General features: G+C 56.5%; 22 protein-coding genes and 1 tRNA gene. 6 read left to right on the plus strand and 17 right to left on the minus strand.

Annotated elements, in window-relative coordinates; translation table 11 throughout:
• Positions 1-585: 585 nt before the first annotated feature.
• The 4 genes from BLR44_RS07205 to rpoN form a co-directional block, all read right to left on the minus strand.
• Positions 586-659: transfer RNA gene (locus tag BLR44_RS07205), tRNA-Arg, on the minus strand.
• Positions 660-731: 72 nt separating this feature from the next.
• Positions 732-1511, minus strand: a complete 780-nt coding sequence (locus tag BLR44_RS07210; protein ID WP_089680808.1) for an enoyl-CoA hydratase-related protein — start codon at positions 1509-1511, stop codon at positions 732-734.
• A 40-nt stretch (positions 1512-1551) separates the two neighbouring features.
• A complete protein-coding gene (locus BLR44_RS07215) occupies positions 1552-2226 on the minus strand; it encodes a hypothetical protein (protein ID WP_089680810.1) in 675 nt (224 codons plus the stop codon).
• A 1-nt stretch (position 2227) separates the two neighbouring features.
• Positions 2228-3676, minus strand: coding sequence for an RNA polymerase factor sigma-54 (rpoN, locus tag BLR44_RS07220; RefSeq protein ID WP_089680812.1), 1449 nt, complete (start codon positions 3674-3676; stop codon positions 2228-2230).
• Positions 3677-3856: 180 nt separating this feature from the next.
• On the opposite strand from rpoN, the gene BLR44_RS07225 reads away from it, so the two are divergent.
• The 3 genes from BLR44_RS07225 to BLR44_RS07235 all read left to right on the plus strand — a co-directional run bounded on the left by BLR44_RS07225 (position 3857) and on the right by BLR44_RS07235 (position 7958).
• Positions 3857-5779, plus strand: coding sequence for a RecQ family ATP-dependent DNA helicase (locus BLR44_RS07225; protein ID WP_089680814.1), 1923 nt, complete (start codon positions 3857-3859; stop codon positions 5777-5779).
• A gap of 126 nt (positions 5780-5905) precedes the next feature.
• Positions 5906-7180 carry a Glu/Leu/Phe/Val family dehydrogenase gene (locus BLR44_RS07230; protein ID WP_089680816.1) on the plus strand — a complete coding sequence of 425 codons (1275 nt, stop codon included), beginning with the start codon at positions 5906-5908 and terminating at the stop codon, positions 7178-7180.
• Between the two features lie 115 nt (positions 7181-7295).
• Positions 7296-7958, plus strand: coding sequence for a phosphatidylserine decarboxylase family protein (locus BLR44_RS07235; RefSeq protein ID WP_089680818.1), 663 nt, complete (start codon positions 7296-7298; stop codon positions 7956-7958).
• 122 nt (positions 7959-8080) lie between these two features.
• Here BLR44_RS07235 and BLR44_RS07240 read toward each other — a convergent pair whose 3' ends face one another.
• From BLR44_RS07240 to BLR44_RS07285, 10 genes are all read right to left on the minus strand, one after another.
• A complete protein-coding gene (locus BLR44_RS07240; protein WP_089680820.1) occupies positions 8081-9517 on the minus strand; it encodes a T9SS type A sorting domain-containing protein in 1437 nt (478 codons plus the stop codon).
• A 194-nt stretch (positions 9518-9711) separates the two neighbouring features.
• A complete protein-coding gene (locus BLR44_RS07245) occupies positions 9712-10824 on the minus strand; it encodes an ABC transporter permease (protein ID WP_089680822.1) in 1113 nt (370 codons plus the stop codon).
• A 67-nt stretch (positions 10825-10891) separates the two neighbouring features.
• Positions 10892-12040: an ABC transporter permease gene (locus BLR44_RS07250; RefSeq protein ID WP_089680823.1), complete on the minus strand. Its 1149-nt coding sequence runs from the start codon at positions 12038-12040 to the stop codon at positions 10892-10894.
• 5 nt (positions 12041-12045) lie between these two features.
• A complete protein-coding gene (locus BLR44_RS07255; RefSeq protein WP_089680825.1) occupies positions 12046-12786 on the minus strand; it encodes an ABC transporter ATP-binding protein in 741 nt (246 codons plus the stop codon).
• 352 nt (positions 12787-13138) lie between these two features.
• Positions 13139-14068: an ABC transporter ATP-binding protein gene (locus tag BLR44_RS07260; protein ID WP_089680827.1), complete on the minus strand. Its 930-nt coding sequence runs from the start codon at positions 14066-14068 to the stop codon at positions 13139-13141.
• Between the two features lie 98 nt (positions 14069-14166).
• Complete coding sequence (locus BLR44_RS07265) at positions 14167-15060, minus strand: HlyD family secretion protein (protein WP_089680829.1); 894 nt, start codon at positions 15058-15060, stop codon at positions 14167-14169.
• Between the two features lie 4 nt (positions 15061-15064).
• Complete coding sequence (locus BLR44_RS07270) at positions 15065-16339, minus strand: TolC family protein (protein WP_089680831.1); 1275 nt, start codon at positions 16337-16339, stop codon at positions 15065-15067.
• A gap of 596 nt (positions 16340-16935) precedes the next feature.
• Complete coding sequence (locus BLR44_RS07275) at positions 16936-17556, minus strand: TetR/AcrR family transcriptional regulator (RefSeq protein ID WP_089680833.1); 621 nt, start codon at positions 17554-17556, stop codon at positions 16936-16938.
• Positions 17557-17642: 86 nt separating this feature from the next.
• A complete protein-coding gene (locus BLR44_RS07280) occupies positions 17643-18422 on the minus strand; it encodes an ABC transporter permease (protein WP_089680835.1) in 780 nt (259 codons plus the stop codon).
• Positions 18403-19329 carry an ABC transporter ATP-binding protein gene (locus BLR44_RS07285; RefSeq protein WP_176955933.1) on the minus strand — a complete coding sequence of 309 codons (927 nt, stop codon included), beginning with the start codon at positions 19327-19329 and terminating at the stop codon, positions 18403-18405. Before BLR44_RS07285 ends, BLR44_RS07280 begins: the two co-directional genes overlap by 20 nt.
• A gap of 182 nt (positions 19330-19511) precedes the next feature.
• Between BLR44_RS07285 and BLR44_RS07290 the strand changes: the two genes are divergently transcribed.
• Positions 19512-20129 (plus strand): hypothetical protein, encoded by a 618-nt coding sequence (locus BLR44_RS07290; protein WP_089680839.1) that lies wholly within the window; start codon positions 19512-19514, stop codon positions 20127-20129.
• Between the two features lie 55 nt (positions 20130-20184).
• Here the strand turns inward: BLR44_RS07290 and BLR44_RS07295 are convergent, their stop codons facing one another.
• The gene (locus BLR44_RS07295; RefSeq protein ID WP_089680841.1) at positions 20185-21105 is read right to left on the minus strand and encodes a hydroxypyruvate isomerase family protein; all 921 of its coding nucleotides are present in this window, start codon (positions 21103-21105) and stop codon (positions 20185-20187) included.
• Between the two features lie 122 nt (positions 21106-21227).
• On the minus strand, positions 21228-21797 hold the full coding sequence (locus tag BLR44_RS07300) for a hypothetical protein (RefSeq protein WP_089680843.1): 570 nt from the start codon (positions 21795-21797) through the stop codon (positions 21228-21230).
• 149 nt (positions 21798-21946) lie between these two features.
• On the opposite strand from BLR44_RS07300, the gene tsaE reads away from it, so the two are divergent.
• Both tsaE and BLR44_RS07310 read left to right on the plus strand, forming a co-directional pair.
• On the plus strand, positions 21947-22393 hold the full coding sequence (gene tsaE / locus BLR44_RS07305; RefSeq protein ID WP_089680845.1) for a tRNA (adenosine(37)-N6)-threonylcarbamoyltransferase complex ATPase subunit type 1 TsaE: 447 nt from the start codon (positions 21947-21949) through the stop codon (positions 22391-22393).
• Complete coding sequence (locus BLR44_RS07310; protein ID WP_089680847.1) at positions 22390-23625, plus strand: alanine dehydrogenase; 1236 nt, start codon at positions 22390-22392, stop codon at positions 23623-23625. Before tsaE ends, BLR44_RS07310 begins: the two co-directional genes overlap by 4 nt.
• 67 nt (positions 23626-23692) lie before the next feature.
• Here BLR44_RS07310 and BLR44_RS07315 read toward each other — a convergent pair whose 3' ends face one another.
• A complete protein-coding gene (locus tag BLR44_RS07315; RefSeq protein WP_089680849.1) occupies positions 23693-24865 on the minus strand; it encodes a DUF748 domain-containing protein in 1173 nt (390 codons plus the stop codon).
• Positions 24866-24875: the final 10 nt, after the last annotated feature.

Raw genomic sequence — 24875 nt, forward strand, 5'->3', positions numbered from 1 at the left:
GGTCGGTAGGATACATCTTTGGCGAGATTTACCTGCTAACTTATACTGGTTCCCTTGCTTGTCTTCAGTCCTTAAGCAATTTTTGGACAGGGTCTAAGCCCTACGCATTCCCGCTGCGGCCATTCGGGCGTGTCAAGCTTTAGGCGTGTCACGTAGTCCTCAGCACTGGTCAGGTCACTCTACTGAACAGAGGGAAAAGGCTTGTTGATACGAGCAATGCGCTTCGGATTGACTCTACAGAAGACGTTATTCTGATTGTACCTGATGCCGTTATGCGATGAGAAAAGCAAATGGGATCTGACACGCAAAAATGCCTTTAGCGTGTTTGTTTGAAAGACACGCATGCTCTCTGAAATGCAGTTAATTTCCGCTAGCTTGACAGCGACTACCCTTCGTTAAGGGCTAACTTCGATGGCTATGCCGATTAAGTAGTGGGACGAGAAAAATCGAGTGCGATATGCCGCCTTGTAGAAAATCCTGCATCCGGCTCTCGTATCGGACTTCTAGCTGGTGATACACGATTATTTGGGGCATTCAACAAAAAAGCACTTACTCGGAAAAACCGCGTAAGTGCTTGATAATCAGTGAACACGTAGGGAGTCGAACCCCAAACCTCCTGATCCGTAGTCAGGTGCTCTATCCAATTGAGCTACGTGTCCATTCCCGATTGGGAGTGCAAATTTACAGGATTTTTAATTTCCTCCTACCCTTCAAGCAGAAATTTTCTTGTGTTAGTGCCCCTGGAAGCGCGGAGGCCGCTTTTCGAGGAAAGCGCGCACGCCTTCGCGGTGGTCGTCGGTCGCGCCGGCCTGGTCCTGCAACTGGGCTTCCTGTTCCAGCATGGTTTCCAGCGACGACTCGTACGAGCGGTTCAGCAACTGCTTGATCAGCCCGACGGTTTTGGTGGGCGCCTGGGCGTAATAGCCCGCCACCTGCTGTACGGCCGCGTCGAGCTGATGGGCGGGCACGGCGCGGTTGATCATCCCTACAGCGGCGGCCTCTTTCCCGGAGAGCTTCGTGGCCATGGTGCTGTATTCGAAGGCGCGGGCGGAACCCACCAGCCGGGGCAGGAAGAACGAGGAACCCGAGTCGAGCACGAGGCCGATACCAACGAACAGTTCGGAGAAATAGGCTTCTTCGGCGGCGATCAGGAAGTCGCACGCGAGGGCCAGCGAACAGCCCGCCCCGGCCGCCACGCCGTTGATGCGGCCGATGATGGGTTTGGGCAGCTTCCGCATGCCCAGAATCAGAGGATTGTACTGTTTGCGGACCGTTTCCGAAAACGAAAATGCGCGTTGCCCCTGCACCGCTTTCAGATCCTGCCCGGAGCAAAAGCCTTTGCCCGCTCCGGTCAGCACGACCACGCGCACGGCGGCATCGTCGCCCGCCTGCCGAAAGGCGTCCTGCAACTCCAGGCTCATCTCCATGTGGAGGGCATTGTAGACATCGGGGCGGTTCAGCGTGATGGTGGCCACGCCGTCGGCAAGATCGTAAAGAAGATGGGTGTACATGCGTGTAGAGGTTGTGAGATTAAGGGGCTCGCCCGCACCGTCAGGCAAAGAGGACCACCACGAGCGCGCACAGCACCACGCCCAACAGACTGCCGCCCAGCACTTCGGCGGGCGTATGGGCGTGTAGGGCCAGGCGCGCACTGCCGACTACGCCGGCTAGCACACACACGACGGCGATGGGGTACAATAGGTCGCTTTGCGGAAAACGGTAGCTGGCTCCCAGCAGAAATCCGAGTACGCCGCAGATGCCGACCATGTGCGCGCTGATCTTCCAGAAATAGCTGATCAGGGCCGTAATCAGGACCGTAATGGCGATGGACGCGATGGGCAACACCAGCATGGGCGAGGCCCGCAGGCGGCTCTGAAACAGGTACGTCACGCCTGTGTAGATCAGCGCCGTAAAGATGATGGGCAGAAAGCGGTCGGTGCGGTCTTCCAGTGTCAGGCTGCGGATGGCCTTCGTGCGGTACAGCGTGAAGCTGATGAAGGCGGGCAGTAGACACGTCATCAGGAACAGCAGCCACAACAACGAGTCGTAAATGTCCGGACTTACGGGCGCCATCTGTTCGGGCGCGAAGTAAAACAGCACGGCATACAGCAGCGTGGGCATCAGCAACGGATGCAACAGCACCGATACCCAGAAAGCCCACGAACGATACGGTCGCACGGCCGTGGTCTCCTCGATTTCGGGCTCAGGCGTATTCAAAAAATTCATATTAAAGCTCTTTGCGCAGCCGGGCTACCGGAATGTTGAGCTGCTCACGGTATTTGGCTACGGTGCGGCGGGCGATGTTATAGCCTTTCTCTTGTAGCATTTTGCCCAGTTTATCGTCCGAAAGGGGTCGGCTTTTGTTTTCTTTGTCAATCATTTCTTTCAAAACGGCCTTGACTTCGCGGCTACTTGCATCTTCGCCCGAGTCGGTCGCGATGCCCTCCGAGAAGAAATACTTCAGCGGATAGACGCCAAACTCCGTCTGGACAAACTTGCTGTTCGCCACCCGCGACACGGTCGAGATGTCCATCCCGATTTCGCCGGCGATGTCCTTCAGAATCATCGGCTTGAGGCGGCTTTCGTCGCCCGTCAGAAAGAAATCATACTGATAACGGATGATGGCGTTCATGGTTTTGAGCAACGTCTGCTGCCGCTGCTTGATGGCGTCGATGAACCACTTGGCGGCGTCGAGCTTCTGCTTGACGAACGTCACCGTCTCCTTAATTTTCTTGTCTTTTTTGTCGCTCTTGTCGTAAGTGTCGAGCAGGTCGGCGTACGAGCGACTGATTTTCAGTTCGGGGGCGTTGCGCGAGTTGAGCGACAGCTCCAGCTTCCCGTTGTTTTCGGTCAGGATGTAATCGGGGATGATGTACTGCGTCTTCACGTTGCCCGACGTCACTTCCCCCGGCTTGGGATTCAGCCGCGTGATCATGTTGATCGCGTCGCGCAGCAGGTCCTGATCGTCCACGTCCAGCTTCCGCTGAATTTTCTCGTAGTGCTTCTTGGTAAACTCATCGAAACACTCCTCCACAATCTGCAGCGCCAGTCCCGCCACTTCGTAGTTGTCGGTGCGCCGTTCCAGTTGCAGCACTAGGCACTCCTGCAGGTCGCGCGCGGCAATGCCCGGCGGGTCGAACTGCTGGATCATGAGCAGAATCCGCTCCACCTCTTCGGGCGTGGTGTCGATGTTCTGCGAGAACGCCAGGTCGTTGGCGATCGACTCCAGGTCGCGGCGGATGTACCCGTCGCTTTCGATGCTGCCGATCAGCTGGCGGCCAATGGCTTTGCGCCGCTCGTCGAACGGCAGATAGTCGAGCTGCGTCAGCAGGCTTTCGGTCAGGGACGTGCCGCGGGCGATGGGCATCTCCCGGTCGTCGTCGTCCGGATTAGGACCATCGCCCTGCATTTTGTAGCCCGCAATGTCGTCGTCGCGCAGGTAATCGTCCAGGTTGATTTCCTCTTCTGCCGAATAGTCGTCGTCCGGCAGGTCGTCGTATTCGTCCGTCGACGACTCAGGCTCCTCCCGCCCTTCTTCCAGCGCCGGATTGCTCTCCAGCTCCTGTTCCACGCGCGACATCAGTTCGGCCGTTGGGATTTGCAACAGCTTGATAAACTGAATCTGCTGCGGAGAGAGCTTCTGCGAGAGCGTCTGATTTAGCCCGAGTTTCTGCATGATTTCCGCGATTAGGCACCAAAAGTACCAGATTTTGAGTTAGATGTACGTAGCTGAGCGGCTGCCGTTACCAACCTCCGTGCCAATAACGTGCTGAACCCACGTTCGTAAAACGAAATAATCGGATTTTGTTGGCAATTTTGAAAATCTGTTGGCAAGTTTTACGTACTCTTTCCGCTTATGTCGTCTACTACGTCGCCCTCGCCCGATATTCACCGGATTTTGCAGCACTACTGGGGATACGAACAGTTTCGCCCCCTGCAGGAAGACATCATCCGTGCGGTGCTGGCGGGGCGGGATGTGCTGGCGCTGATGCCGACGGGCGGTGGCAAATCGCTCTGCTTTCAGGTGCCCACGCTGGCGCTCGAAGGGCTTTGTGTGGTGGTCACGCCGCTGATCGCCCTCATGAAAGACCAGGTCTACCAGTTGCAACAACGGAAGATTAAGGCCTACGCGCTTCACTCGGGCATGAGTCGCCGCGAGATCGACATCACGCTCGACAACTGCGTCTACGGACAGGTCCGGTTCTTGTACCTCTCGCCCGAGCGGCTGCAGAGCGAACTGGTGCAGGAACGCATCCGCCGCATGCCGGTGCGGCTGCTGGCCGTCGACGAGGCGCACTGCATCTCGCAGTGGGGCTACGACTTCCGTCCGCCCTACCTGGAAATCGGGGCGTTTCGGACGCTGCTGCCGGGCGTGCCCTGCCTGGCGCTGACCGCTACCGCTACAGAAGTGGTGCAGCACGACATCATCGACAAGCTGCACATGGACGGGCCGCTGGTGTTCCAGAAGAGTTTCGCGCGGGCCAACCTGTCCTATTCCTGTTTCGAGGAAGAGAACAAGGAACAGCGGATGCTCCAGATTTTGCAGAAGGTGCCCGGCTCGGCCATTGTGTACGTCCGCAACCGGCGGCGCACCAAAGAGTTGGCCCATCTGCTGCTGAAACATAAGATTTCGGCCAGTTACTACCATGCCGGGCTGGACCACGCCCAGCGCAACGAGCGGCAAGACCACTGGATCAAGGGCCGCACGCGGGTGATGGTGGCGACCAACGCCTTCGGGATGGGCATCGACAAACCCGACGTACGGCTGGTGGTGCACATGGACCTCCCCGACTCGCTGGAGGCGTATTACCAGGAGGCGGGCCGTGCCGGGCGCGACGAACAGAAAGCCTACGCGGTGGCGCTTTACAATTCGGCCGACCTGGCCGAGCTGGAACGCCACGCTGAGCATTCGTACCCCCCGGTCAAGCAGATGCGGGAAGTCTACCAGAAGCTGGCCAACTCGTTGCAAATTGCGGTGGGCAGCGGCCAGTACGCCAGCTACGATTTCGATCTGGGCGAGTTCCAGAAGAACTTCGACCTGCCGCCCGTCGATACCTACTACGCCCTGAAGCGCCTCGAACAGGAAGGCTTCATCCAGCTCAACGAAAGCTTTTTCAGTCCGTCGCGGCTCTGTTTCACCATCGACCACAAGGCCCTGTACGAGTTTCAGGTTGCCAACCGCACACTCGACCCTATCATCAAGCTGCTGCTCCGGGCCCACGGCGGCGAGCTGTTTTCGCAGTTTGTCAACATCAAAGAGGCGCAACTGGCCCACCACCTGCACCTGCCGGAGGCCGAAGTCCGGCGGCAACTGCAACAGCTCCACCAACTGAACGTGGTGGTGTACGAACCGCGGAAAGACAAGCCTCAGGTAACGTTTCTGACCGAGCGGCACGATGCCGCCCGCCTGCCGCTCAACCAGGTGTTTCTCGACGAGATGCGCCGCCGCGAACTGCTGCGCATCGGGGCTGTGCGCCACTACGCCACGCAGCACCTGCGCTGCCGGACCATGATGTTCCAGGAGTATTTCGGGGAAGTTCCGGAGAAGCCCTGCGGCATTTGCGACTGCTGCCTGGAGAAAAAACGGACAGCGGCCCCGGCCCAGCCTACGCAGCTGCGCGACCAGATTTCAGCCCTGCTGCAACAGAAGCCCCTGCGCCCCGAACAGGTCGTCAAACAGATGCCGACGGTCCGTGCGCAGGAGGTATTCGAAACCATTCGCGAAATGGTGGATGTGGGGATGATTCGTGTAGATACTTCCGGAAAACTTACGTATTGACCTGATTTTTAGGCAGCTTTGCACCGCCCCCGGAAAACCTCCGTGCCCGAAAAACCGCTACTTTTACCCTACGACCTATACCCAACCGCTACACCAAAGTTTAACAACCGTTTCCCCAATTTGGCTATGGCCTATATTGAACCCGCTCCAATCAAGGACAAAGAGAATCCGTTGGAGTCCATGATGTCGCGTTTCGACATCGCTGCACAAATCCTCGGCCTGGACGACGCCACCTACAACGTCCTGAAGTCGCCCACCAAACAAGTTATCGTTTCGCTTCCCATCACGATGGACGACGGCCGCAAACGCGTCTTCGAAGGCTACCGTGTGATTCACTCCAACATTCTGGGACCCGCCAAGGGCGGCATCCGGTTCGACCCGGACGTGAATCTGGACGAAGTGAAGGCACTCGCCGCCTGGATGACCTGGAAGTGCGCCGTGGTCGACATTCCGTACGGAGGCGCCAAAGGCGGCATCTGCTGTAACCCCCGCGCCATGTCGGCTGGCGAAATCGAACGCCTCATGCGCGCTTACACCAGCGCCATGATGGGCATTTTCGGCCCGGACCGCGATATTCCGGCGCCTGACATGGGCACCGGTCCCCGGGAGATGGCCTGGCTGATGGACGAATACTCCAAAGCGCAGGGCATCACCGTCAACGCCGTGGTTACCGGTAAGCCCCTCGTCCTGGGCGGCTCGCTCGGACGCGTCGAAGCAACCGGCCGTGGCGTGATGGTTTCCGCCCTTTCGGCCATGGAAAAACTGAAGCTGAACCCCGCCAAGGCCACGTGTGCCGTTCAGGGGTTCGGCAACGTCGGCTCCATCTCGGCCAAACTGCTGCACGAGCGGGGCGTCAGGATCAAAGCCGTCAGTGACATCACCGGCGCGTATTACAACGACAACGGCATCGACATCGAAGAGGCAATTGCTTATAAAGAAGCGAACAACGGTACGCTGGACGGGTATCAGCACGCCGAAAAAATTCCGGCCGACGACCTGCTGACGTTGTCTGTCGACGTGCTGGTGCCCGCCGCCAAAGAAGACGTCATCACGATGGCCAACGTCGATAAAATTCAGGCGCGCCTGATTGTGGAAGGGGCCAACGGGCCTACTTCGGCACGGGCCGACGCCATCATCAACGAAAAGGGCATCATGGCCGTACCCGACATCCTGGCCAACGCCGGCGGGGTAACCGTTTCGTATTTTGAATGGGTGCAGAACCGCCTGGGCTACAAATGGGGACTGGACCGGGTCAACCGGCGCAGCGACCGCATCATGCGCGATGCCTTCGACCACGTGTACCAGACCGCCGTCAAATACAACATTCCGATGCGCATCGCCGCCTACGTGGTTGCCATCGACAAAGTGGCCAAAACCTATCAGTTTCGCGGCGGCTATTAAGCCTTCACACAAAGATCCAGCAAAAAGACCCGCACATTTGTGGGTCTTTTTGTATTATCGTCCATCGAAACTGTCGCTACTGCGTAGTATACCGTAGTACGCTTATTACCTTTCTATGAAAATTCATAAAGAAGGATACCGCCTTCTGCTGATTTCGCTCCTGATCCTCGTCCTGCTGAACGTAGGGGTATTTGTGTTCGCGCCGACGCTGGTGACGTTGCAACGCATCGTGCTGTTTGTCAGCATCACCTTTTTCCTGCTGATTCTTCAATTCTTCCGCAGCCCGCGGCGCACCATCACCACCAACGAGCGGTTTGTGCTGGCCCCAGCCGATGGCAAAGTGGTGGTGATCGAGCAAACCCAGGAAACCGAATACCTGAACGAAGAGCGCATCCAGATTTCGGTCTTTATGTCGCCGGTCAACGTGCACTCCAACATCAACCCCGTGTCGGGTGTCGTGGAATACTTCAAGTACCACGCGGGCAAGTACCTCGTCGCGTGGCACCCCAAATCCAGCCTGGAAAACGAACGGACCACGACCGTGGTCCGCATGACCAACGACGTGCGGATTCTGTTTCGGCAAATTGCCGGAGCACTGGCCAAGCGAATTGTCTGGTATGTGGAAGAAGGGATGGAAGTGGAACAGGGCGCCGAGTTCGGGTTCATCAAATTCGGTTCGCGGGTCGACGTTTTTCTGCCGCTCAACGCAGAAGTGAAAGTAAAGATCGGGGACCGCACCAAAGGAGGCATCACCGTCCTGGCCGAACTGCCGGCCTAAGCACGCAAACTACTCCAATACGGTACACCTGTTTTGTCCTGAAGCAAACGCCATCCCGGCCGCCCGGTACTCGCAGGCGCTATCCGGTCGTCTACCTACCAACGACGTCTTGACTGGGCTTTTTACTTGATTACCAGCCGCTTGTGCACCACCCCCTGCGGCAACGTCAGGGTCACGAAATAGACACCCGCCGGTAACGAGCCTAATGCCAGAGTAGCTTTCGGAGCGTGTTGCGCCCAGGTTCGAACGACCTGCCCCGTCGTTGTGCATAACTGCACGGCATACGTCCCGGAAGGAGGCATCGCGACCGCACGGAGGTCGAGTGTAAAACTTCCCGCCGCCGGATTGGGATACACCGTTACTGCAGCGCTACTGCTCCACTGGGCGGCCTGCGTCACGGTCTGCGGCGAGTAATAACGGGTGGTCGCACTCTCCTTTTGCCATGCGCCTTCGTTGATGGAGTACGCAACCGAAGCCCGGAGCCATTGGGTATCGCTGTAAAAAGAGAGCGGTGTTTCGAGGGTTTCGTAGTAGGCAGGCGGCAGCCAGGGTCGGCTGGCACTTTCGGCGGGCTGGTACCCGTACTCTTCTTTTCCTTCTTCGATCCAGTCCCCCTCGACCCATTCGTAGTCGGTGTAGGCGCGTAACGTGCCATCGCCCTGATAGACATAGGTCTCCCGGTTGTTTTCGACCAGTGCATCGCCGTCCTGCTGGTAGTATATGTACGCGATGAGTTGGTCGGCCGCATCGTATTCGAAGGTCTGCCGTGAATCGATCGACCACCCCGTGCCGTCGTAGAAATAGACGATCTGCTCCAGCAGGTTGCCGTGCGCATCGTACTGATCGGTGGTTCTGAACCATTCGATTTCCTCGTTTTGATCGGTCTGCACGTAATCAATGGTTTCTACCAACTGCCCTGCGGCGTCGTACGCATACGTAGTCCGGCTGTACTTGGTCCAGGCTTGCCCTTCCCTCGAATTGATCACCAATTCCTGCAACTGTTGCTGCGGGTTATAGGTGTAGACGTACTGAAACATCTCGCGCCATGTGTCCCCTGATAACCCGGGTCGGTACGTTATCGAAGTGAGCAGCTGGTCATTCTCTCCCCACTCGTACGTGCTGCGGTTGTTGCCTTCCCACATGGTACCTACTTGCGTGTGGGCCGTAAACTCTGCCAGTCGTCCCAGGGCATCGTATTGGTACTGCTCCCGGTAAACCGACACGCTCTGATCATCCCAGCTCCAGAAAAAACCCGTGGTGAGGTCGCCTTCCGCATTGTAAGTATACGTTTCTTTGTACGCCAACACCGAATCGGTAGGGCTGTTCATGCTGAACGTCAGGAGGCTATCCAGTTTGTATTGATGCATCGCCACAGGCCGGTGCGCCGGTGCGGCAGGAAAAATCGGGGCTTTGCCGGACGGACGTCCTATGCCCGCAGGCCTTGGTACTAGGGATGCCGCCGCTTTTCGGGCGGTGCCAGCCGCAATCGGGGCGGGCGATTGTGCCATGGCCAGACCAGCCCACAGCATCACGCTGGCCATGCATAAAAATTTTCGCATAAGGTTGTTTGTGACGAACGCTTCTTCGGCCTACTGAACCAGGGATACGGCAACGGTTACCGTACTCGCTCGCGTGCAGCAGGGATTCACTTTATGTACGAAAAGATCGCGCGTGCCGCTCAGTTTTTGTAAAAAAATAAACGCATAAATACAAAAAACTCGCCTTACCCGCACCACCGCCGTCTCCCTTTTGCCTAGCCGGTCGTCTTTCGGTAACGCCAGACCGCCAGCAGGTTGATCGCCACCGCCATCACGAAAATCGCGATGACTTCGCCCCGCACGTTCGCGAAGGTGCTGCCTTTCAGGAGGATCATGCGGGAGGTTCGGATGATGTAGTAGAGCGGGTTGAAGCGGTTGATTGCCTGCGCCCAGGTGGGCATGTACTCGGGTGGGGTGAAGAGGCCGCACATTAGAATGAAGACCATCAGGAAGAACCACGCGACGAACATCGCCTGCTGCTGATTGTCCGACACGGCCGAAATCAGCAATCCGATGCCTAGCGGAATCAGCAGAAACCCGGCGGTGATGACGTAGAGCAAGGCCACGCTGCCCACAAACGGCGTATGGAACAGGAACCGCGCCAGCAGCATCCCGACGGTGAGTTGGTACAGGGCCGCGAGCCAGAACGGAATCAGTTTGCCGAGGATGAACTGCCACTTGCGGATGGGCGTCACGTTCAACTGCTCGATGGTCCCGATCTCCTTTTCCCGCACGATGTTCAGCGTACTCACAAACATGACCACGATGCTGATGATCTCCACCAGCAGCCCCGGCACCATAAACGTCTGGTAGTTCAGGAGCGGATTGTACCAGTAGGTCGGCACCACTTCCAGCCCTTTCGGCGAGGCTACTTGCACCCGCGCAGGCTGCACCTCAGCCTGGTACGCCTGCACGATAGCCTGTGCGTAGCCGTTCGCCAGCCCCGCCTTCACGTTGTTGATCGCATTGACCAGCACCTGCACCTGTCCCTGCCGTTCGCGCACCAGGTTCCGTTCAAAATGGGGCGGAATCACGAGCACCAGATCGGCGCGGTTCTCCAGCAGATCCTGTTCGGCCGCTGCCACCGACGGACGGGCCTCCACCAACCGGAAATAAGGCGTGTACTGAAACTTGTTGATGAGGCGACGCGCTTCCGGCGAATGGTCCTGATCGACGACCGTCAGGTTCAGGTTTTCGATCTCGTAGTTGGCCGCGTACGACAGCAGGAGCAACTGCACCAGCGGCGCGACCAGCAACAAGGCCAGCAGCGTCCGGTTGCGGCGAAGTTGCCGGAATTCTTTTTCGAGGATAAACCAGACGGTGCGCATGATGAGTGATTGAGTGAGTTGGCGATTGAGTGGATGAAGGGGTTGGTGACGACTGGCGCGATAGCGATTACGTCAGGCGGTTGTTGAGGGAGCGGAAGCCAAGGACTAACAGGAAGAGCGCCATCCCGGCCAGAACCGCCGTTTCGCGCCACAGGTCGGCGAGACCAAGCCCTTTCAGCATGATGCCTTTCAGGATGTCGATGAAGTAACGAGCGGGAATGATGGTCGAAATCCACTGCAACACGAGGGGCATGCTTTCGATTGGAAACAGGAAGCCCGACAGGATCAGCGTCGGCATCAGCAGTGAAAAGGCCGAAGTCAGCATCGCGGCTTGTTGCGAGCCCGCTCGCGTGGAAATCAGTACCCCCAACGCCAGCGCCACGAAAATGTAAAGCAAAGATTCCAGCAACAGGAGCGTCACGCTACCACGAACGGGCATGCCCAGCACCCACACGCCAAGCGCCAGGATGATGATCGCGTTGATGAACGACAACAGGAAGTAGGGTAGAAGTTTCCCCAGGATGATCTGCAATTGCCGCAGGGGCGAGACGAGCAGCACTTCCATCGTGCCCAGTTCCTTTTCACGGGCGATGGTGATGCTCGTCAGCATGGCCGACACCAGCAGCAGGATCAGCGCCATCGTGCCAGGAACAAACGTGTATTCCCCTTTCAGCGCGGGATTGAAGTAGAGACGCGATTGGGTTTCGATGCGCACGCCGGGGCCGGCCGCACCTGAGTCGGCCGCACCTGAGCCGGCCCTTGGTTGGTGACTTCCCAGCGTTTCCAGTTCGTACGTTTTGATAATGCTGCTCGCGTAATTCACCAGGCTGATCGCCGTATTCTGGTCCGACGCATCGGCGACAAGTTGGAGTTGCGCTTGTCCCAGGTGATCCAGGTCGTTCGAGAAGCCCGCCGGAATGACGAGGGCCATTTTGACGTGCCCTTCCCGGAAGGCAGCCTCTATCTGGTCGTAGGAGGTAAGGTAGTTCCGCAGTCCGAAATAGCCGGACGAAAACAGGCGGTTCTGGACGTTGCGCGCGTGGACGCCTTTGTCAAAATCGAGCACGGCAAGGTCGGCATCCTTGATTTCGTTGGTCAGCGCAAAGCCAAACAGAATCACCAGCATGATGGGCATCCCGAACAAAATCAGGAGGGTGCGCGGGTCGCGGAAGATGTGGTAAAACTCTTTCCGCACGAACATCAGAAACGATTTCATAGGCTTTATTCTTGATTTTGCGCGCCACGCGCCAGGTGGAGAAACACGTCGTTCATCGACGCGGCTTCGAATTGCCGCTTCAGTCCCGCGGGGGTATCCAGCGCCTGAATACGCCCGTCGACCATGATCGACACCCGGTCGCAGTACTCCGCTTCGTCCATATAGTGCGTGGTGATGAACACGGTGACGCCGCTGGCCGCCGCTTCGTAAATCAGGTCCCAGAATTGCCGTCGTGTGATGGGATCGACGCCTCCGGTCGGCTCGTCCAAAAACACAATCGCCGGGTCGTGCAGCAGCGCCACAGAGAAGGCCAGCTTCTGTTTCCAGCCCAGGGGCAGGCTACCGACCAGCGTGTCAGCTTCCCGTTCCAGCCCCAGCCGCTGTAGCAGCGCACCGGTCTTCTCTTTAATTGCCTTCATCCGCAGGCCGTAGACCCCGCCGTAAAAGCGGATGTTTTCGCGTACGGTCAGGTCTTCGTAGAGGGAAAACTTCTGGCTCATGTAGCCGATGTGCTGTTTGATGCGCTCGGCCTGCCGGAACACGTCGAACCCCGCCACCTGCGCCACGCCCGAAGTGGGGGTCAGCAACCCGCAGAGCATCCGGATGGCGGTGGTTTTGCCCGCGCCGTTGGCTCCCAGAAAACCGAAAATTTCTCCTTTCATCACCTCGAACGTGATGGCGTCGACGGCGGTAAAGTCACCGAACCGCTTCGTCAGTTGCTCCACATGGATGGCTTGTTCGTTCATGGAGGTTTTAAGGTTGAAAGTTGCAGGTGAAGGTTTCAGGTCGCAGGTTCGATAGACTTACCTTTCTTGTCATCCTGTCAAAGATCTTTTTACAAGGCAAGGCGATTGATCTTAAAGGGTGAGAAGATGCTTTACAGCATGACATTCCTAGTTTAATTTCTTCACTTCTGATGCTATCGTCTCTCATGTTTCCCTCCCTCTTTTTCATTTCATTTTCCACTTTTTGTCATCGCCCGGCGACCCGGTTCGAGCACTAGCGAGAAATCTTCTACCATCAACGTAAATTTGGCTTGAGACGAAAAGAGATCTCTCCTTGCGCGAGATGACAAAGAATTGAGAAGACAAATAGGCGTCAAGACGAAGGTTGTGTTTCCGGTTGTTGGAGGAGGTCCATGAAGGTGTCTTCGATTGTTGGATCGATGCGCTGCAGGTCGATTTTGGTAAAGCCTTTTTGAGTCAGGTACGCTCGAACCGCTGCCTCATCAGCCTTCTCCGTCTGAAGACTCAGGTGCGCATACTCCCCAAAGGCAAAGCAGGTGTGCGTACCGGGATACTGCCGTAGCGCTTGCAGAAAGGGGTACATTTTCTCGGCCCGGACGGCATAGAGCGGCCATCGATACGCCGACCGTAATTCCTCCGGCGTACCTACCTGCAACACCTGTCCTTGTTGCAACAGGGCCATCCGTTCGCACATCGCTGCTTCGTCCATGTAGGGCGTCGAGACCAGAATGGTAATGCCCTTGGCCTTCAGCGTGCGCAACATCTGCCAGAATTCCTGCCGCGACACGGCATCCACCCCCGTTGTGGGTTCATCGAGCAACAGCACTTCCGGCTTGTGGATGAGGGCACAGCAGAGCGCCAGCTTCTGTTTCATCCCGCCCGAGAGCGCACCCGCGCGACGTTTTTTGAACGGTGCCAGTTGTTCGTAGATGTCGCGGATCAGGTCGTAGTTCGCCTCGACCGTCGTATGAAACACCGTCGCGAAGAATTCTAGGTTCTCCTGCACGGTCAGGTCCTGGTAGAGGGAAAAGCGCCCCGGCATGTAGCCGATCCGGTTTCGGATCTCCCGAAAATCATGGACCACGTCGTAGCCTGCTACGGTCGCCGACCCTTCGTTGGCCAGCAACAGCGTCGCCAGCACCCGGAACAAGGTCGTTTTCCCGGCGCCATCCGGCCCGATTAGACCGAACAACTCCCCTTCCTCAATCTGCAGGGACACGTCGCGTACCGCCTCGACCGTCCCGTAGCGCTTGGATATATAATGGATCTCTACTGCAGACATGAGGCGTGATGCGTTAACTATTATGAAGGATAAGTTCGTCTTTTAGAAAAGTTCTGAACTCTGAACTCTGAACTCTGAACTCTGAACTCTGAACTCTTCTACTCAAACAGGACATCCGCAGGCATGCCGATCTTGAGAGAACCGTCGTTCTGCACGCCGATTTTCATCGCGTAGACCAGGTTCACGCGGTCCTCCTTCGTCTGGATCACCTTCGGCGTAAACTCCGACTTACTCGAGATCCACTCTACCTTTCCGGGATATTCGCGCCGCTCGCCGCCGGGCGCATCGACCAGCACGCGCACCTGCTGTCCCAGCTTGACGCGGGTCAACTGATCGCCACTCAGGTAGGCCCGCAAAATCAGGCGTTTTGTATCGCCCACTTTGTACAGCGGCTGCCCGTAGCTCACCACCTCGCTGGGTTCGGTGTAGACCGTCAACACGGTGCCCGCGATGGGGTTTTTCACCTGGCTCCGTTGTAACTGATCTTCGATCTGCTCGATTTGCACCCGCAACGCGTTCGCTTCGGCCGAAATGCCGCTGGTCTGTGTGCCCAACGCCGACTGTTGTACGGAGACCTGCTTTTTGGCCACGGCTAGCTGGTAGTCGAGGTCGTCGAGCTGCTTGGAGGGAACGGCGTTGGCTTCGACCAGGTTGACCACGCGCTGGCGCTCTTTCTGCAGGTTTTGTACCTGCTGCTGCAGCCCGGCGAGTTGTGCCGAGACGTTGGGCGATTTTTGCAGCGCTGCTTCGATACTGGCCTGCAGCTGAGCTTTTTTCAAGTGAAGCTGCGTGGTATCGATGAGCCCCACCGCTTGATTGGCTCCGATAGAGTCGCCTTCTTCCACCGCCAGTCGCTGGAGTTGCCCGGTAGCTTCGGCCGAGACGACGTATTCCGTTGTCTCGAAATTGCCGGAGGCGTCAAACTGGTCTTCCTGGGCACCGCAAGCACCGAGGCCCACGGCAATCAACACGAGAAGAGAATGGATTTTCATGGCATTATTCGGGGACAGCGGCCGTAGCGCCGGCGATGGTTTGTGATTCGATTTGCGCCTGAAGCAATTGCAGGCGGTGGAGTTGCTGCTGAAGTTGCGCCTGCGTCAGGGCGTTGGCTTCGGTGAAGTAATCGGCAAAACGGATGATGCCGTTTTTCAATTGCACGTCGGCGGTTTCCCGAACCCGCTGCCGTAGAACGACCAGCGCTGAATCGGTTTCCAGCAAGGTTTGGTAGCGGTCGATTTGCGCTTGCTGTTGCACCAGCTCCAGGCGTTGGTTTTTCTGAAAGACCTCTTCCTGCACCCGCACCGACTCTTGTTGCAGCCGCAGCCCTTCCAGGTCACGGCGGCGGTAGTAGAAGTTGCTGAGGTTCCAGTTAAGGCGGGCCCCCACCTGGTAATACCCGTGGAAATCGTTGCGCAGGAAGTTGAGCGTGGGGCGACCGTAGCCCGCCTGCCCGAACAAACTCAGGCGAGGGGCCAACTGCGTATCCAGCAACTGACGCTGGACTTCGAGTTGAGTACGTTGCTGTGCGTACAAGCCCAGTTCCGGACGGCTTCCCGACCCTTGTGTGGGGGCGGTTGGCGTTTCCAGCCGGGTAACTTCCTCCAAGGACTGGCCCACCAGTTCGCTTAACTGGGTCAGCATCGCCCCACGGTTCAGCGCCAGTTCTTTCAGTTGCTGATCCAGGTTCAATAACTCGGCGTCAAGCTTGTCGAGGTCTTGCAGTGTGGCGGCACCGTTCCGTTGTAATGCTACTAACGCCTCCCGTCGCTGTTGCAAATCTGCTTGCAGGGCTTCGCGCAATCGGATGTTCTCGTCAGACAGGAGTACACCGAAGTACAACTGATTGATGTGGCTGCGCAATCGGTACAATTCCACTTCCACCCGCTGGTTTTCGGTACGGTACTTCTGCTGTTCCCACTCCTGCTGCCGCCGCGTCGCTCCTGCGTCGAACAAGGTCTGGGTAGCATCAAGCGTCAGGCGGTACTGGTCCTTGGAAAGAGTCGGAATCTCCACGCCCGGGAGTTCGATGGGCAGGGTAGTCACTTCGCTCTGGTACGTGGCCTGGCCGTTTACGGCGAGTTGGGGCAACAGGCGCTGGTGGTTCAGCCGTGCGACGGCATTGGCCGCCTGCTGATCGTTCAGCGCCTTCTGACGCACCAGCGGGTAATTGGCTTTCGCCAGCGCATAGCATTCGTCCAGCGTCAGCGTTTGTGCCCAGCCCACCGGTCCACGCAGCAGGAGAAGCAAAAGAAAGAATCGTATCCTATCCATTCGCTTTAACTAATTGGTTAAACGATAGGTAAAAAAATTTACCGGGGCTGTAGCCCCCGGATGACGAACTTTTTATAAATGCATCCGATCATGAATCAAAACAAACACCTTATTTACCACTATAATAGAGTACTAAACACAAGCCATTTTATTCATTAATTGAATCGATATTTAAATTGATCCTCTTCTTACTACTAGAAATAGACCGATTACTGAAAGACCTAACTGAGCTAAAAATATATGATAGTAATACGCATTATTAAGACTCTTATTTAAGGCAGACGACAATAAATTGCTTTCTCCATATGCATGCATCAATAGCCATATTGCCGTAAGAGAGAATATTTTTACACAAAAGTAAAGTGCTATATAATGAAGCAGAGATGTATACCAATTACGTCTATTAAAAAACAGAACTGTGAAAACAACTGATAAGAGAAATACAAAACCTTCGATACCTATTGAATTAATTCCTCCATTTGCAAGCATTGTTGTATCATTTATGGGCTTAGTATAACTCAAAAAGAGTGACACTAGAAAAGTAGCTAGCAATGCGCCAAAGAGATATACTACTTTATAATTTTCCACAAGCTGATCTAATCCTTATTTGGCTGTAGTCCCCGGATGATGAACTCCGCGACTTCTGTACGCCGGAGGTCCATTTCCTTTTTGAAGGCGGCCTTGTCCAATGAGAACAGCAACTGCAACAAGGGACGCCCCAGAAACGGGAATACACAAAGCGAAATGATATTCATAAGCAACTGTGGCACCGTAATGGGCACGATCTGGCCCTGAGCGACCGCTTCGTCGATTTGCCGCTGCAACGTGGCCAACGCAATTTTCTCGACGGGAACGATGTGCGCAGCAAAGTGTTCGGGGTTGCGGTTGATCTCGTTGATGATGAAGATAGGCAGGTAGCTGTTGAGTGACAGGAAGGTGATATAGGTATCGACCACCCGGCGAATCTTCTCAAACAAGTCTACCTCGTCGTTCATCACCTGGGTGAGGCGCGGCAGCATCACCTTCACCGCCCGACCGATGATCTGCTGGAACAATTTGTCTTTGCTCCGGAAATAATAATGCAAAAGCGCTTTGTTGATGCCCGCCCGGTCGGCAATCTCCTGCATCCGTGCCCCATCGAGTCCTTTTTGTAGGAACACCTCGTGCGCCGCTTCCAGAATCCGCTCTTCCGTATTGGCTTTGTCTGTCTCTGCCATCTTTACCTTTTGGATTAACCATTTGGTTAATGCATGCAACTACGCTTATTCTTCCGGAAAATACAACTACCAAGAAAGTTTTTTATTCAGCGCACGTCCAGACGGCGTACGTCCCAGTAGCCTAACACGGTAAAAACGGCGAAATACAGCAGGCTGAGAAGTTCGACGGTGCTGACCGGCCCCCACTGCAACGCGGAAAACTCGCCGCGATACACGCGGGTGTAGAGCAACGGGTAGGCATACGGAAAGTAGAGTACCAGCGCACTACTTTTCGCCAGGAGAGTCGCGGCCACAAACCCGATGACGCCTGCACCCAATGCCACCACAAAACTGCGGAACCGGATGCTGATCCAGTATTGAATCGCCAGCAGCCCCAGCATCGAAACAACAGTTTTGAAACCGAGCGCGAACACCTGTCCGAAGTCTGGCCACGCGTGCAGCAAGCCGCTTTCGGGACGGACAAGGCCGGTGAGGAGTCCGGCGACGAGCATACCCATAATAAAATAGAGGTGGGCCGCGGCGAACAGCAGCGCGATGTACACCAGTTTGGACACGTACAAATCCCACCGCGAAACGCCCAGCGCGTATAAGTGTTTCCACATCGCGCCCGCGTGTTCCTGGTAAGCCACGAGGCTGGCGATGATGATTACGAACAGCGGCAGAAGTATGAAATCGGTTCCGGCGTAGAACGCATCGATCCAGGCACGCCAGGGCGATTCGGACGTCGGCACGACGGCGTGACCGAACAGTTGCAGCATCCACAGCACCACCAGCACGCAGGTCGTGCCCACGGCGGCCAGCCAGAACGCAAACGAGTTTTTTCCTTTCAGAATTTCGGCTCGCAGGCTAGTGCGGAAGTGGAACATCGGCGGGTTGATTCAGGCGTAAGTAGATGGATTCCAGTGTGTCTTCCTGCGGACTGACGCGGTAAATGTCGAGGGACTGGGCGCGCAACAGGTCGATCGCGCGGGTGATAGCAGCGGGTTCGGGAACACAGAAGGAAGACGAATCTTGACGCACCTCGATTCCCGCTGCGGCCAGGACACGCCATGCCGTTTCGTTGTCGCTGGTCTGCAGCACGACTTCCTGATGTGGTCCCTGTTGTTGTTTCAGCGCTGCCACCGATCCCTGGTATAATAGCGCGCCCTGCCGGACAATGCCGACGTGCGTGCAGGTCAATTCTATTTCGTGCAGCAGGTGGCTCGATAAGAGAATGGTCTTGTGGTGCTGCTGATGCAATCGACCGATGAGGTTCCGCATGTCGATGATGCCTTCCGGGTCCAGGCCGTTGGTCGGTTCGTCCAGCACCAGCAGCTCAGGATCGGGCAGCAAGGCCAGCGCCACGCCCAGCCGTTGCTTCATGCCGGTCGAGTACTGCCGCACGGTTTTGTCGGCAGCGGCCTGCAACTGCACCATCGCCAGCACCTCGTCGACGCGGGCGGGCGGCAGATGACGGTACAGACACGTGACGCGCAGGTTGTCGCGCCCGGAAAGGTGTGGATAGAGCGGCGGATCTTCGATCAACAGACCGGTGCGCGGGTACACCGCCAACCGAGCTTCCGGAAGCGCCTGGCCAAACAAGCGCACCGTGCCGGCGTCGGGACGAAGCAGGCCCGTCATCAGTTTCAGGAGCGTCGACTTCCCGGCGCCGTTGTGGCCGAGCAAGCCGAAGGTAACGCCCTGCGGAATGTACAGTGATACGTCCCGTATCGTTGGCAATGGCTGCCGGGAATACGCAAAGCGGAGGTGGTCTGTCTCGACGACGTCGGCCAAAATGCAACGATTTAAGGTTCTGAAAATAAGGAATCTACACGGAAAGCCTGGCCCTGTTGCGTGCTCTATCCCAAAAGCTTTTCTGCACAAAAGAGTCCCTCCCTACAAGAGGTAGGTAATCGGCCAAAAGACGATTTTTTCCAGCGACCCGCCTGTTACTTTTAACTGCTGAGAAGTTCACTATGAAATACTTCACCCTTTTTCTTCTGGCACTAAGCCTGGCCGGGTCTGCCGCGGCGCAAGACATTGTCGACAAGATGGCCGACGCGGCCTGTGCGTGTTCGTCGGCAATTCAATCGGACGATCCGGAAACGGTGCAGATGGAATTCGGGATGTGCATCCTGAAAGCGGCCCAGCCCTATGCCAAAGTGCTCCAGAAAAAATATGGCATCGATTTTACGCACATCGACCAGACCACCGGCGAAAAATTAGGCCGCCTCATCGGCATGCGCATGGTGGCCCGCTGTCCTGATTTGACCGCCAAGCTCATGCAACAGGCCGAGGAGCCGGCAACCGGCGGACAGACCGCGGCGGTAGCGTCCGCGCATACCCTGACGGGCAAACTGGTCGACATTGCACACGAGCAGTTCGTGACGTTTCACGTACAAAGTCCCGACGGCAAAATCACCAAAGTGTTGTGGCTTAGCTTCTTTCCCAATTCCAACGCTCTGATGAACGATTACGGACGGCTGTTGCAAAAACAGGTGACCATTCAATACCAGGAAGAAGAATTCTACAACCCCCGGCTCGGCGAGTACACGCCCACCAAAATCATTACGGCCCTGCAACCGGAAGACTAAGTAGGTCACGCTCTACGACGCTTAAGCACCTCGCCTCCCTCCGACTCGTAGCCGTCTACACCTTGAACTGGTCGACCGTGGCGTAGGCTTCAATCAGCGCCTGTTCGCCCGCCTTGCCAGGTTTGGAATTGCCGTGCTCCATGCCCATCACGCCCCGATAGCCTTTCTCGTAAATGTGCTGAAACACGTTTTTGTAGTTGATTTCGCCCGTGGTTGGTTCTTTTCGGCCCGGATTGTCACCGATCTGAAAATACGCGATTTCGTCCCACGTCCAGTCGATGTTCTGAATCAAGTGTCCTTCGTTTTTCTGCATGTGGTAGATGTCGTACAGAATTTTGCACGACGGACTGCCGACTCCTTTGCAGATCATGTACGTCTGGTCCGACGTCCGCAAGAACAGATCGGGGGTGTCGCTCAGCGGTTCCAGCACCATCACCAGTCCGTGCGGCTCCAGAATTTCGGCCCCGCGGCGCAGTGCCTCGATCACATGGCCGGTCTGTACGCCGATCGGAATGCGGCGCTCAAAATCGCCCGGCACCACGGTCATCCACTTTGCGTTGACACGTTTGGCCACTTCTACCGCCCGTTTGCAACCACTCAGAAAAATATCGAGGTGTTCTTTCTTCCCGGCGGCCAGGGTGTTTTGCCCATTCCCCCCTTTGTCGATCACAAATACGCCCATCGTCATGCCCAGGTCGCGCATGGTCTTGGCGATCTTCTCCTGCATTTCGACCGGGCGGCCCATCATGCCGTTGTCTTCCCAGGCAGTAAAGCCCTGATCGGCCGCAAATTTGAGTTGGTCGATCAGATCTTCCCCCGCACTTTCTTTAAACATGCCAAAGTGAGGCGCGTATTGCATCTGGAATTTGCGCTTGGCGTTAGGCGCAGCCGTGGCGTGGAGAGTGGGGCCGGTCGCGGCCAGCATGGCGGCAGAAGCGGCGACAGAGCTTTTCATGACAAAGTCTCGACGGTTCATAGGTGGGGAGGTCAGGGGGTGAATGATCTGCCGCCAAAGTACGGGCTTCCGCCGGAAAACAAAAAACCTCCGCACCACAAAAGGCCACGCAGGCGATGTCCACAAGGTAGTGAGAGAGCGACTTAAAACCGGAACCCGCCGTGGAAACCCAGAAACCAGACCTCGTCGCCGGTGGCGTATTTCTGAAAGGAGGCTTTGGCTCCCGCCATCCACCGGTCGGAAACGCGGGCAGCATAATTGACGGCTACCGTGTAGCCCAGGCCCCACTCGTGGCGGCGGGCGTGGTGGTCTACGCGCATTTCCTCGCCGTCGGGCAGCAGGATGTACTCAATTTTTTCGAGGTAATGTTCGGAGATGTAGCGACGCGAAAGGCCCGCCCCGATCTGCACTTCCGACTGGCGCGATAACTCGAACGGCATGTAGCCCGTAAGGTCCAACGACAGCGCCGAGGCTTCAAAATAGTCTTCGGCGTATGGGGCGCGCCCGGCGTAGGCAAAACTGAGCGAGGGGGCAATCCGTAGAAAAGGAAGGATCGGGCGGCTGTACTCGTTATAAAACAAAAAGCCCGTCAGGCCACCGCGTTCGAAGTAGACCGGCCCGGCCCCTGCCCGAAAGACTTGTGTAGCGATTTGTGCGTGTAGGGAGCTCCCGATCAGCAGAATCAGCGGCAAAAGCAGCATGTGTTTGCGCATAGGCTGGGCTTTGCTCTAAATTTACATTTTTCGTGAGAAAAACGGCACCGTCCATCGCATTTTTCCGAAACCGCATCGGAGGCGGATTCGCCTTTTCGAGTGGATATTGTAGGCTTTTTGCTACTTTTATCTGCTCAAACTCAGAGCATATGCAGATTTACTGCCCTTCGTTGGAAGAGCTGCCCCAGGCAACGCGTGAACTGCTGGCCTGGGCCGACGAAAACGATCGGACAAACGTCCGCGTTTGGACTTTTGAAGGAGACTTGGGTGCCGGCAAGACCACGCTGATTCAGGAGATTTGCCGCCAGCAAGGCGTTACGGATCGCGTCAGCAGTCCTTCGTTTGCTTTGGTGAACGAATACCAACGGGCCGACGGGATGCCCGTTTACCATTTTGACTTCTATCGGATCGAAAGCGAAGAAGAAGCGGTTGATATTGGAACAGAAGAATACTTTGAATCCGGTACGCTATGCCTGGTCGAATGGCCCTCACGCATTCCCCATCTGTTGCCCCCTCAACACCTTAAAATCAGTATTTCCGTAGACACGATGGCAGACGCCACACACCACGCGCGTATCTATACCCTGTCAGCATGAACATCAAGGACGCCAAGATCAGGTCCGGTCTGGAGGAGCTCGTCAAAGGGCAATCTCTCTATCCTCAGGAACAGCTTTTCCGCCTCGAAGAGTCGAAAAACTCGCTGGAAATCGGCATACCGAAAGAAGTCACCGAAGTAGAAAACCGTGTTGCTCTGACGCCCGACGCCGTGCGGGTGCTGGTGAACAACGGCCACCAGGTCAACGTTGAAGCCGACGCCGGCAAACGCTCGCGGTTCAGCGACAACGAATACAGCGAAGCGGGCGCTCGCATTGTGTACGACTCGCGCGAGGTGCTGGCTTCGGAAATTGTGCTGACGGTTTCGCCCCCGACGCTGGAAGAGATCGGCCACATGAAACCCGGCCACGTCCTGATTTCGTCGTTACAGGCACACCGCCGCAACACCAGTTTTGTGCAGGCCATCAACGCCAAGCGCATCACGGCCCTCGCGTACGAGTTTCTGGAAGATCAGGTGGGCGGCATCCCGATCATGCGGGCCATGAGCGAAATCGCCGGCAGCACGGTCATGCTCATCGCCGCCGAATACCTGAGCAGCCTTAACAACGGACGCGGCATCATCCTCGGAGGCATTACGGGCGTCCCGCCGACCAACGTGCTCATTCTGGGCGCAGGCACGGTGTCTGAATACGCCGCCCGTACGGCGCTGGGGCTGGGGGCCGACGTGAAGATTTTCGACAACCACATCTACAAGATGCGGCGCATCAAACAGGAACTGGGGCAGCAGCTGTTTACGTCCACCATCCACGCGGGAACGCTGATGGATGCCATTCGTCGGACCGATGTGCTGATTACGGCCATTCGCAGCGAAGAGGGCCAGTCGCCGATGGTGGTGACCGAAGAGATGGTGATGAACATGCGCCCCGGCTCGGTGATCATCGACGTGAGCATCGACCAGGGGGGCTGTGTGGAAACCTCGCGCCCTACGACGCACGACGAGCCGATCTTCGTGAAACACGACGTGATCCATTACTGCGTTCCCAACATCGCCTCGCGCGTAGCCCGCACCGCTACCACGGCCCTCAGCAACATTTTCACACCGATTTTTCTGAAAGCGGCCGAAGTCGGTGGCATCGACGAGATGATCTTCGCCAAACCGTGGTTCATGCGGGGCGTGTACGCCTACCGGGGTAGCCTGACCAATGCGCAACTGGCCCGCCGTCTGCACATGAAGTACACGGACCTGAAACTCCTAGCCGCCGCCCGGATCTAACGCGTAGCGGTGTGTGGATGTTGAAAAGTGGTGAGGGACAAACCCGGGATCGGGTGCGCCGCTCCGGTTATTTCCAGAACTCGTACCACTTCTTGTCTTCCTTCTGGCGTTCTTCTTTCTTCTGTTCTTTCTTGATCTCCTTGAGTTCCTTTTTCGACACGCCCACGTCCGAAAGGTCTACGTCGTTGTCCAGTTGCGGCGCATACGCTTCGATGAAGGCGTTCTTCAGCACGTTGACAATCGTTTTCCATACGTCTACGTCCGGGTTGTTCAGTTCGCCGGAAATCGGGATTTCGGTAGCAAACTGATCTTTCGGGATGTTTTTGAAGATGAACGAAACCAGACTCACGCCCGATTCCCACAAGAGGCGGCGCGGCTTGATCGGGTCGTTTTTCAGGCTCAGCACCTGAATGTCCTTCAAAATGGGCTTGACGTACCCGGTAAACTGGTTCTCTTCCGTAGCAACTTCGGTGTAAAGATCGAGGGTTCCTTTTTCCATGTCGAAGCCGGCATAGGCCAGAAAAAAGTCGTTCAACACAGGCAGGTTTACGTTTTCGAGCGCCAGATTAATGTCGAACGGCATCGGATCTTCCAGCAACGAAAACCCACCTTCCAGGGTAATGTCGCCGTCGCCCAGCACCTGCGCCTTCGCGTGCAGGTCCGAAACCAGTTGGTTCGTCGAATCTTCGGTGTTGGTCAGGTTGGTCGCGACCAGAAACAGGTTGTTCACGGCAATGTCGACCGCGGGCTTGGTCGTGAAATTTCGGAAACGGATCTCGCCGTTTCGAATTTCAAACCGGTTAATCGACAGCGGAAACAGCTCGTCGATGGTTTGTCGCCAGTCGGCCTCACTGGTTTCGTCACCGGCCTGCCCGTCGGCTTCGTTCGGCGCATCGACAAAGTTGACCTGCGGATGATCCAGCAAAATCTTGCCCCGAATGGCGCCGTCGAGCAGCGCAGGCCATTCGATTGCAAAATCGATTCGGTCCAGGTCGATAAATGGCACCGGCACATCGCCCTCTACTTTTTGCAGTCGCAGCGAGTCGATGCCATACGCGCCGCGGTACAACATGATGTCCACATCGGCTACGTGGCCGGTATAGCCTTCGATGCCATCGTCCAGCACGCCGTTGAGGTAATGCTTCACGATCGAAGGCAGGGCGATGCGCAACGCAACCAACAGTACCACCAGGACGCCCAGTGTAATCCAGGTGCGTTTACTCCACTTGCTCAGTTTCATGCTTGGAGTA

The organism is Catalinimonas alkaloidigena (assembly GCF_900100765.1).
GTDB classification, from domain to species: domain Bacteria; phylum Bacteroidota; class Bacteroidia; order Cytophagales; family Flexibacteraceae; genus Mooreia; species Mooreia alkaloidigena.

Excerpts from the sequence above, each read along its gene's own strand:
- BLR44_RS07295 (WP_089680841.1), bottom strand. The coding sequence starts at position 21,105 with ATGAACCGTCGAGACTTTGTCATGAAAAGCTCTGTCGCCGCTTCTGCC.
- BLR44_RS07225 (WP_089680814.1), top strand. The coding sequence starts at position 3,857 with ATGTCGTCTACTACGTCGCCCTCGCCCGATATTCACCGGATTTTGCAG.
- BLR44_RS07275 (WP_089680833.1), bottom strand. The coding sequence starts at position 17,556 with ATGGCAGAGACAGACAAAGCCAATACGGAAGAGCGGATTCTGGAAGCG.
- BLR44_RS07310 (WP_089680847.1), top strand. The coding sequence starts at position 22,390 with ATGAACATCAAGGACGCCAAGATCAGGTCCGGTCTGGAGGAGCTCGTC.
- BLR44_RS07260 (WP_089680827.1), bottom strand. The coding sequence starts at position 14,068 with ATGTCTGCAGTAGAGATCCATTATATATCCAAGCGCTACGGGACGGTC.
- BLR44_RS07250 (WP_089680823.1), bottom strand. The coding sequence starts at position 12,040 with ATGAAATCGTTTCTGATGTTCGTGCGGAAAGAGTTTTACCACATCTTC.
- BLR44_RS07240 (WP_089680820.1), bottom strand. The coding sequence starts at position 9,517 with ATGCGAAAATTTTTATGCATGGCCAGCGTGATGCTGTGGGCTGGTCTG.
- BLR44_RS07280 (WP_089680835.1), bottom strand. The coding sequence starts at position 18,422 with ATGTTCCACTTCCGCACTAGCCTGCGAGCCGAAATTCTGAAAGGAAAA.
- rpoN (WP_089680812.1), bottom strand. The coding sequence starts at position 3,676 with ATGCAGAAACTCGGGCTAAATCAGACGCTCTCGCAGAAGCTCTCTCCG.
- BLR44_RS07255 (WP_089680825.1), bottom strand. The coding sequence starts at position 12,786 with ATGAACGAACAAGCCATCCATGTGGAGCAACTGACGAAGCGGTTCGGT.
- tsaE (WP_089680845.1), top strand. The coding sequence starts at position 21,947 with ATGCAGATTTACTGCCCTTCGTTGGAAGAGCTGCCCCAGGCAACGCGT.
- BLR44_RS07290 (WP_089680839.1), top strand. The coding sequence starts at position 19,512 with ATGAAATACTTCACCCTTTTTCTTCTGGCACTAAGCCTGGCCGGGTCT.
- BLR44_RS07315 (WP_089680849.1), bottom strand. The coding sequence starts at position 24,865 with ATGAAACTGAGCAAGTGGAGTAAACGCACCTGGATTACACTGGGCGTC.
- BLR44_RS07265 (WP_089680829.1), bottom strand. The coding sequence starts at position 15,060 with ATGAAAATCCATTCTCTTCTCGTGTTGATTGCCGTGGGCCTCGGTGCT.
- BLR44_RS07215 (WP_089680810.1), bottom strand. The coding sequence starts at position 2,226 with ATGAATTTTTTGAATACGCCTGAGCCCGAAATCGAGGAGACCACGGCC.
- BLR44_RS07270 (WP_089680831.1), bottom strand. The coding sequence starts at position 16,339 with ATGGATAGGATACGATTCTTTCTTTTGCTTCTCCTGCTGCGTGGACCG.
- BLR44_RS07210 (WP_089680808.1), bottom strand. The coding sequence starts at position 1,511 with ATGTACACCCATCTTCTTTACGATCTTGCCGACGGCGTGGCCACCATC.
- BLR44_RS07300 (WP_089680843.1), bottom strand. The coding sequence starts at position 21,797 with ATGCGCAAACACATGCTGCTTTTGCCGCTGATTCTGCTGATCGGGAGC.
- BLR44_RS07235 (WP_089680818.1), top strand. The coding sequence starts at position 7,296 with ATGAAAATTCATAAAGAAGGATACCGCCTTCTGCTGATTTCGCTCCTG.
- BLR44_RS07245 (WP_089680822.1), bottom strand. The coding sequence starts at position 10,824 with ATGCGCACCGTCTGGTTTATCCTCGAAAAAGAATTCCGGCAACTTCGC.
- BLR44_RS07230 (WP_089680816.1), top strand. The coding sequence starts at position 5,906 with ATGGCCTATATTGAACCCGCTCCAATCAAGGACAAAGAGAATCCGTTG.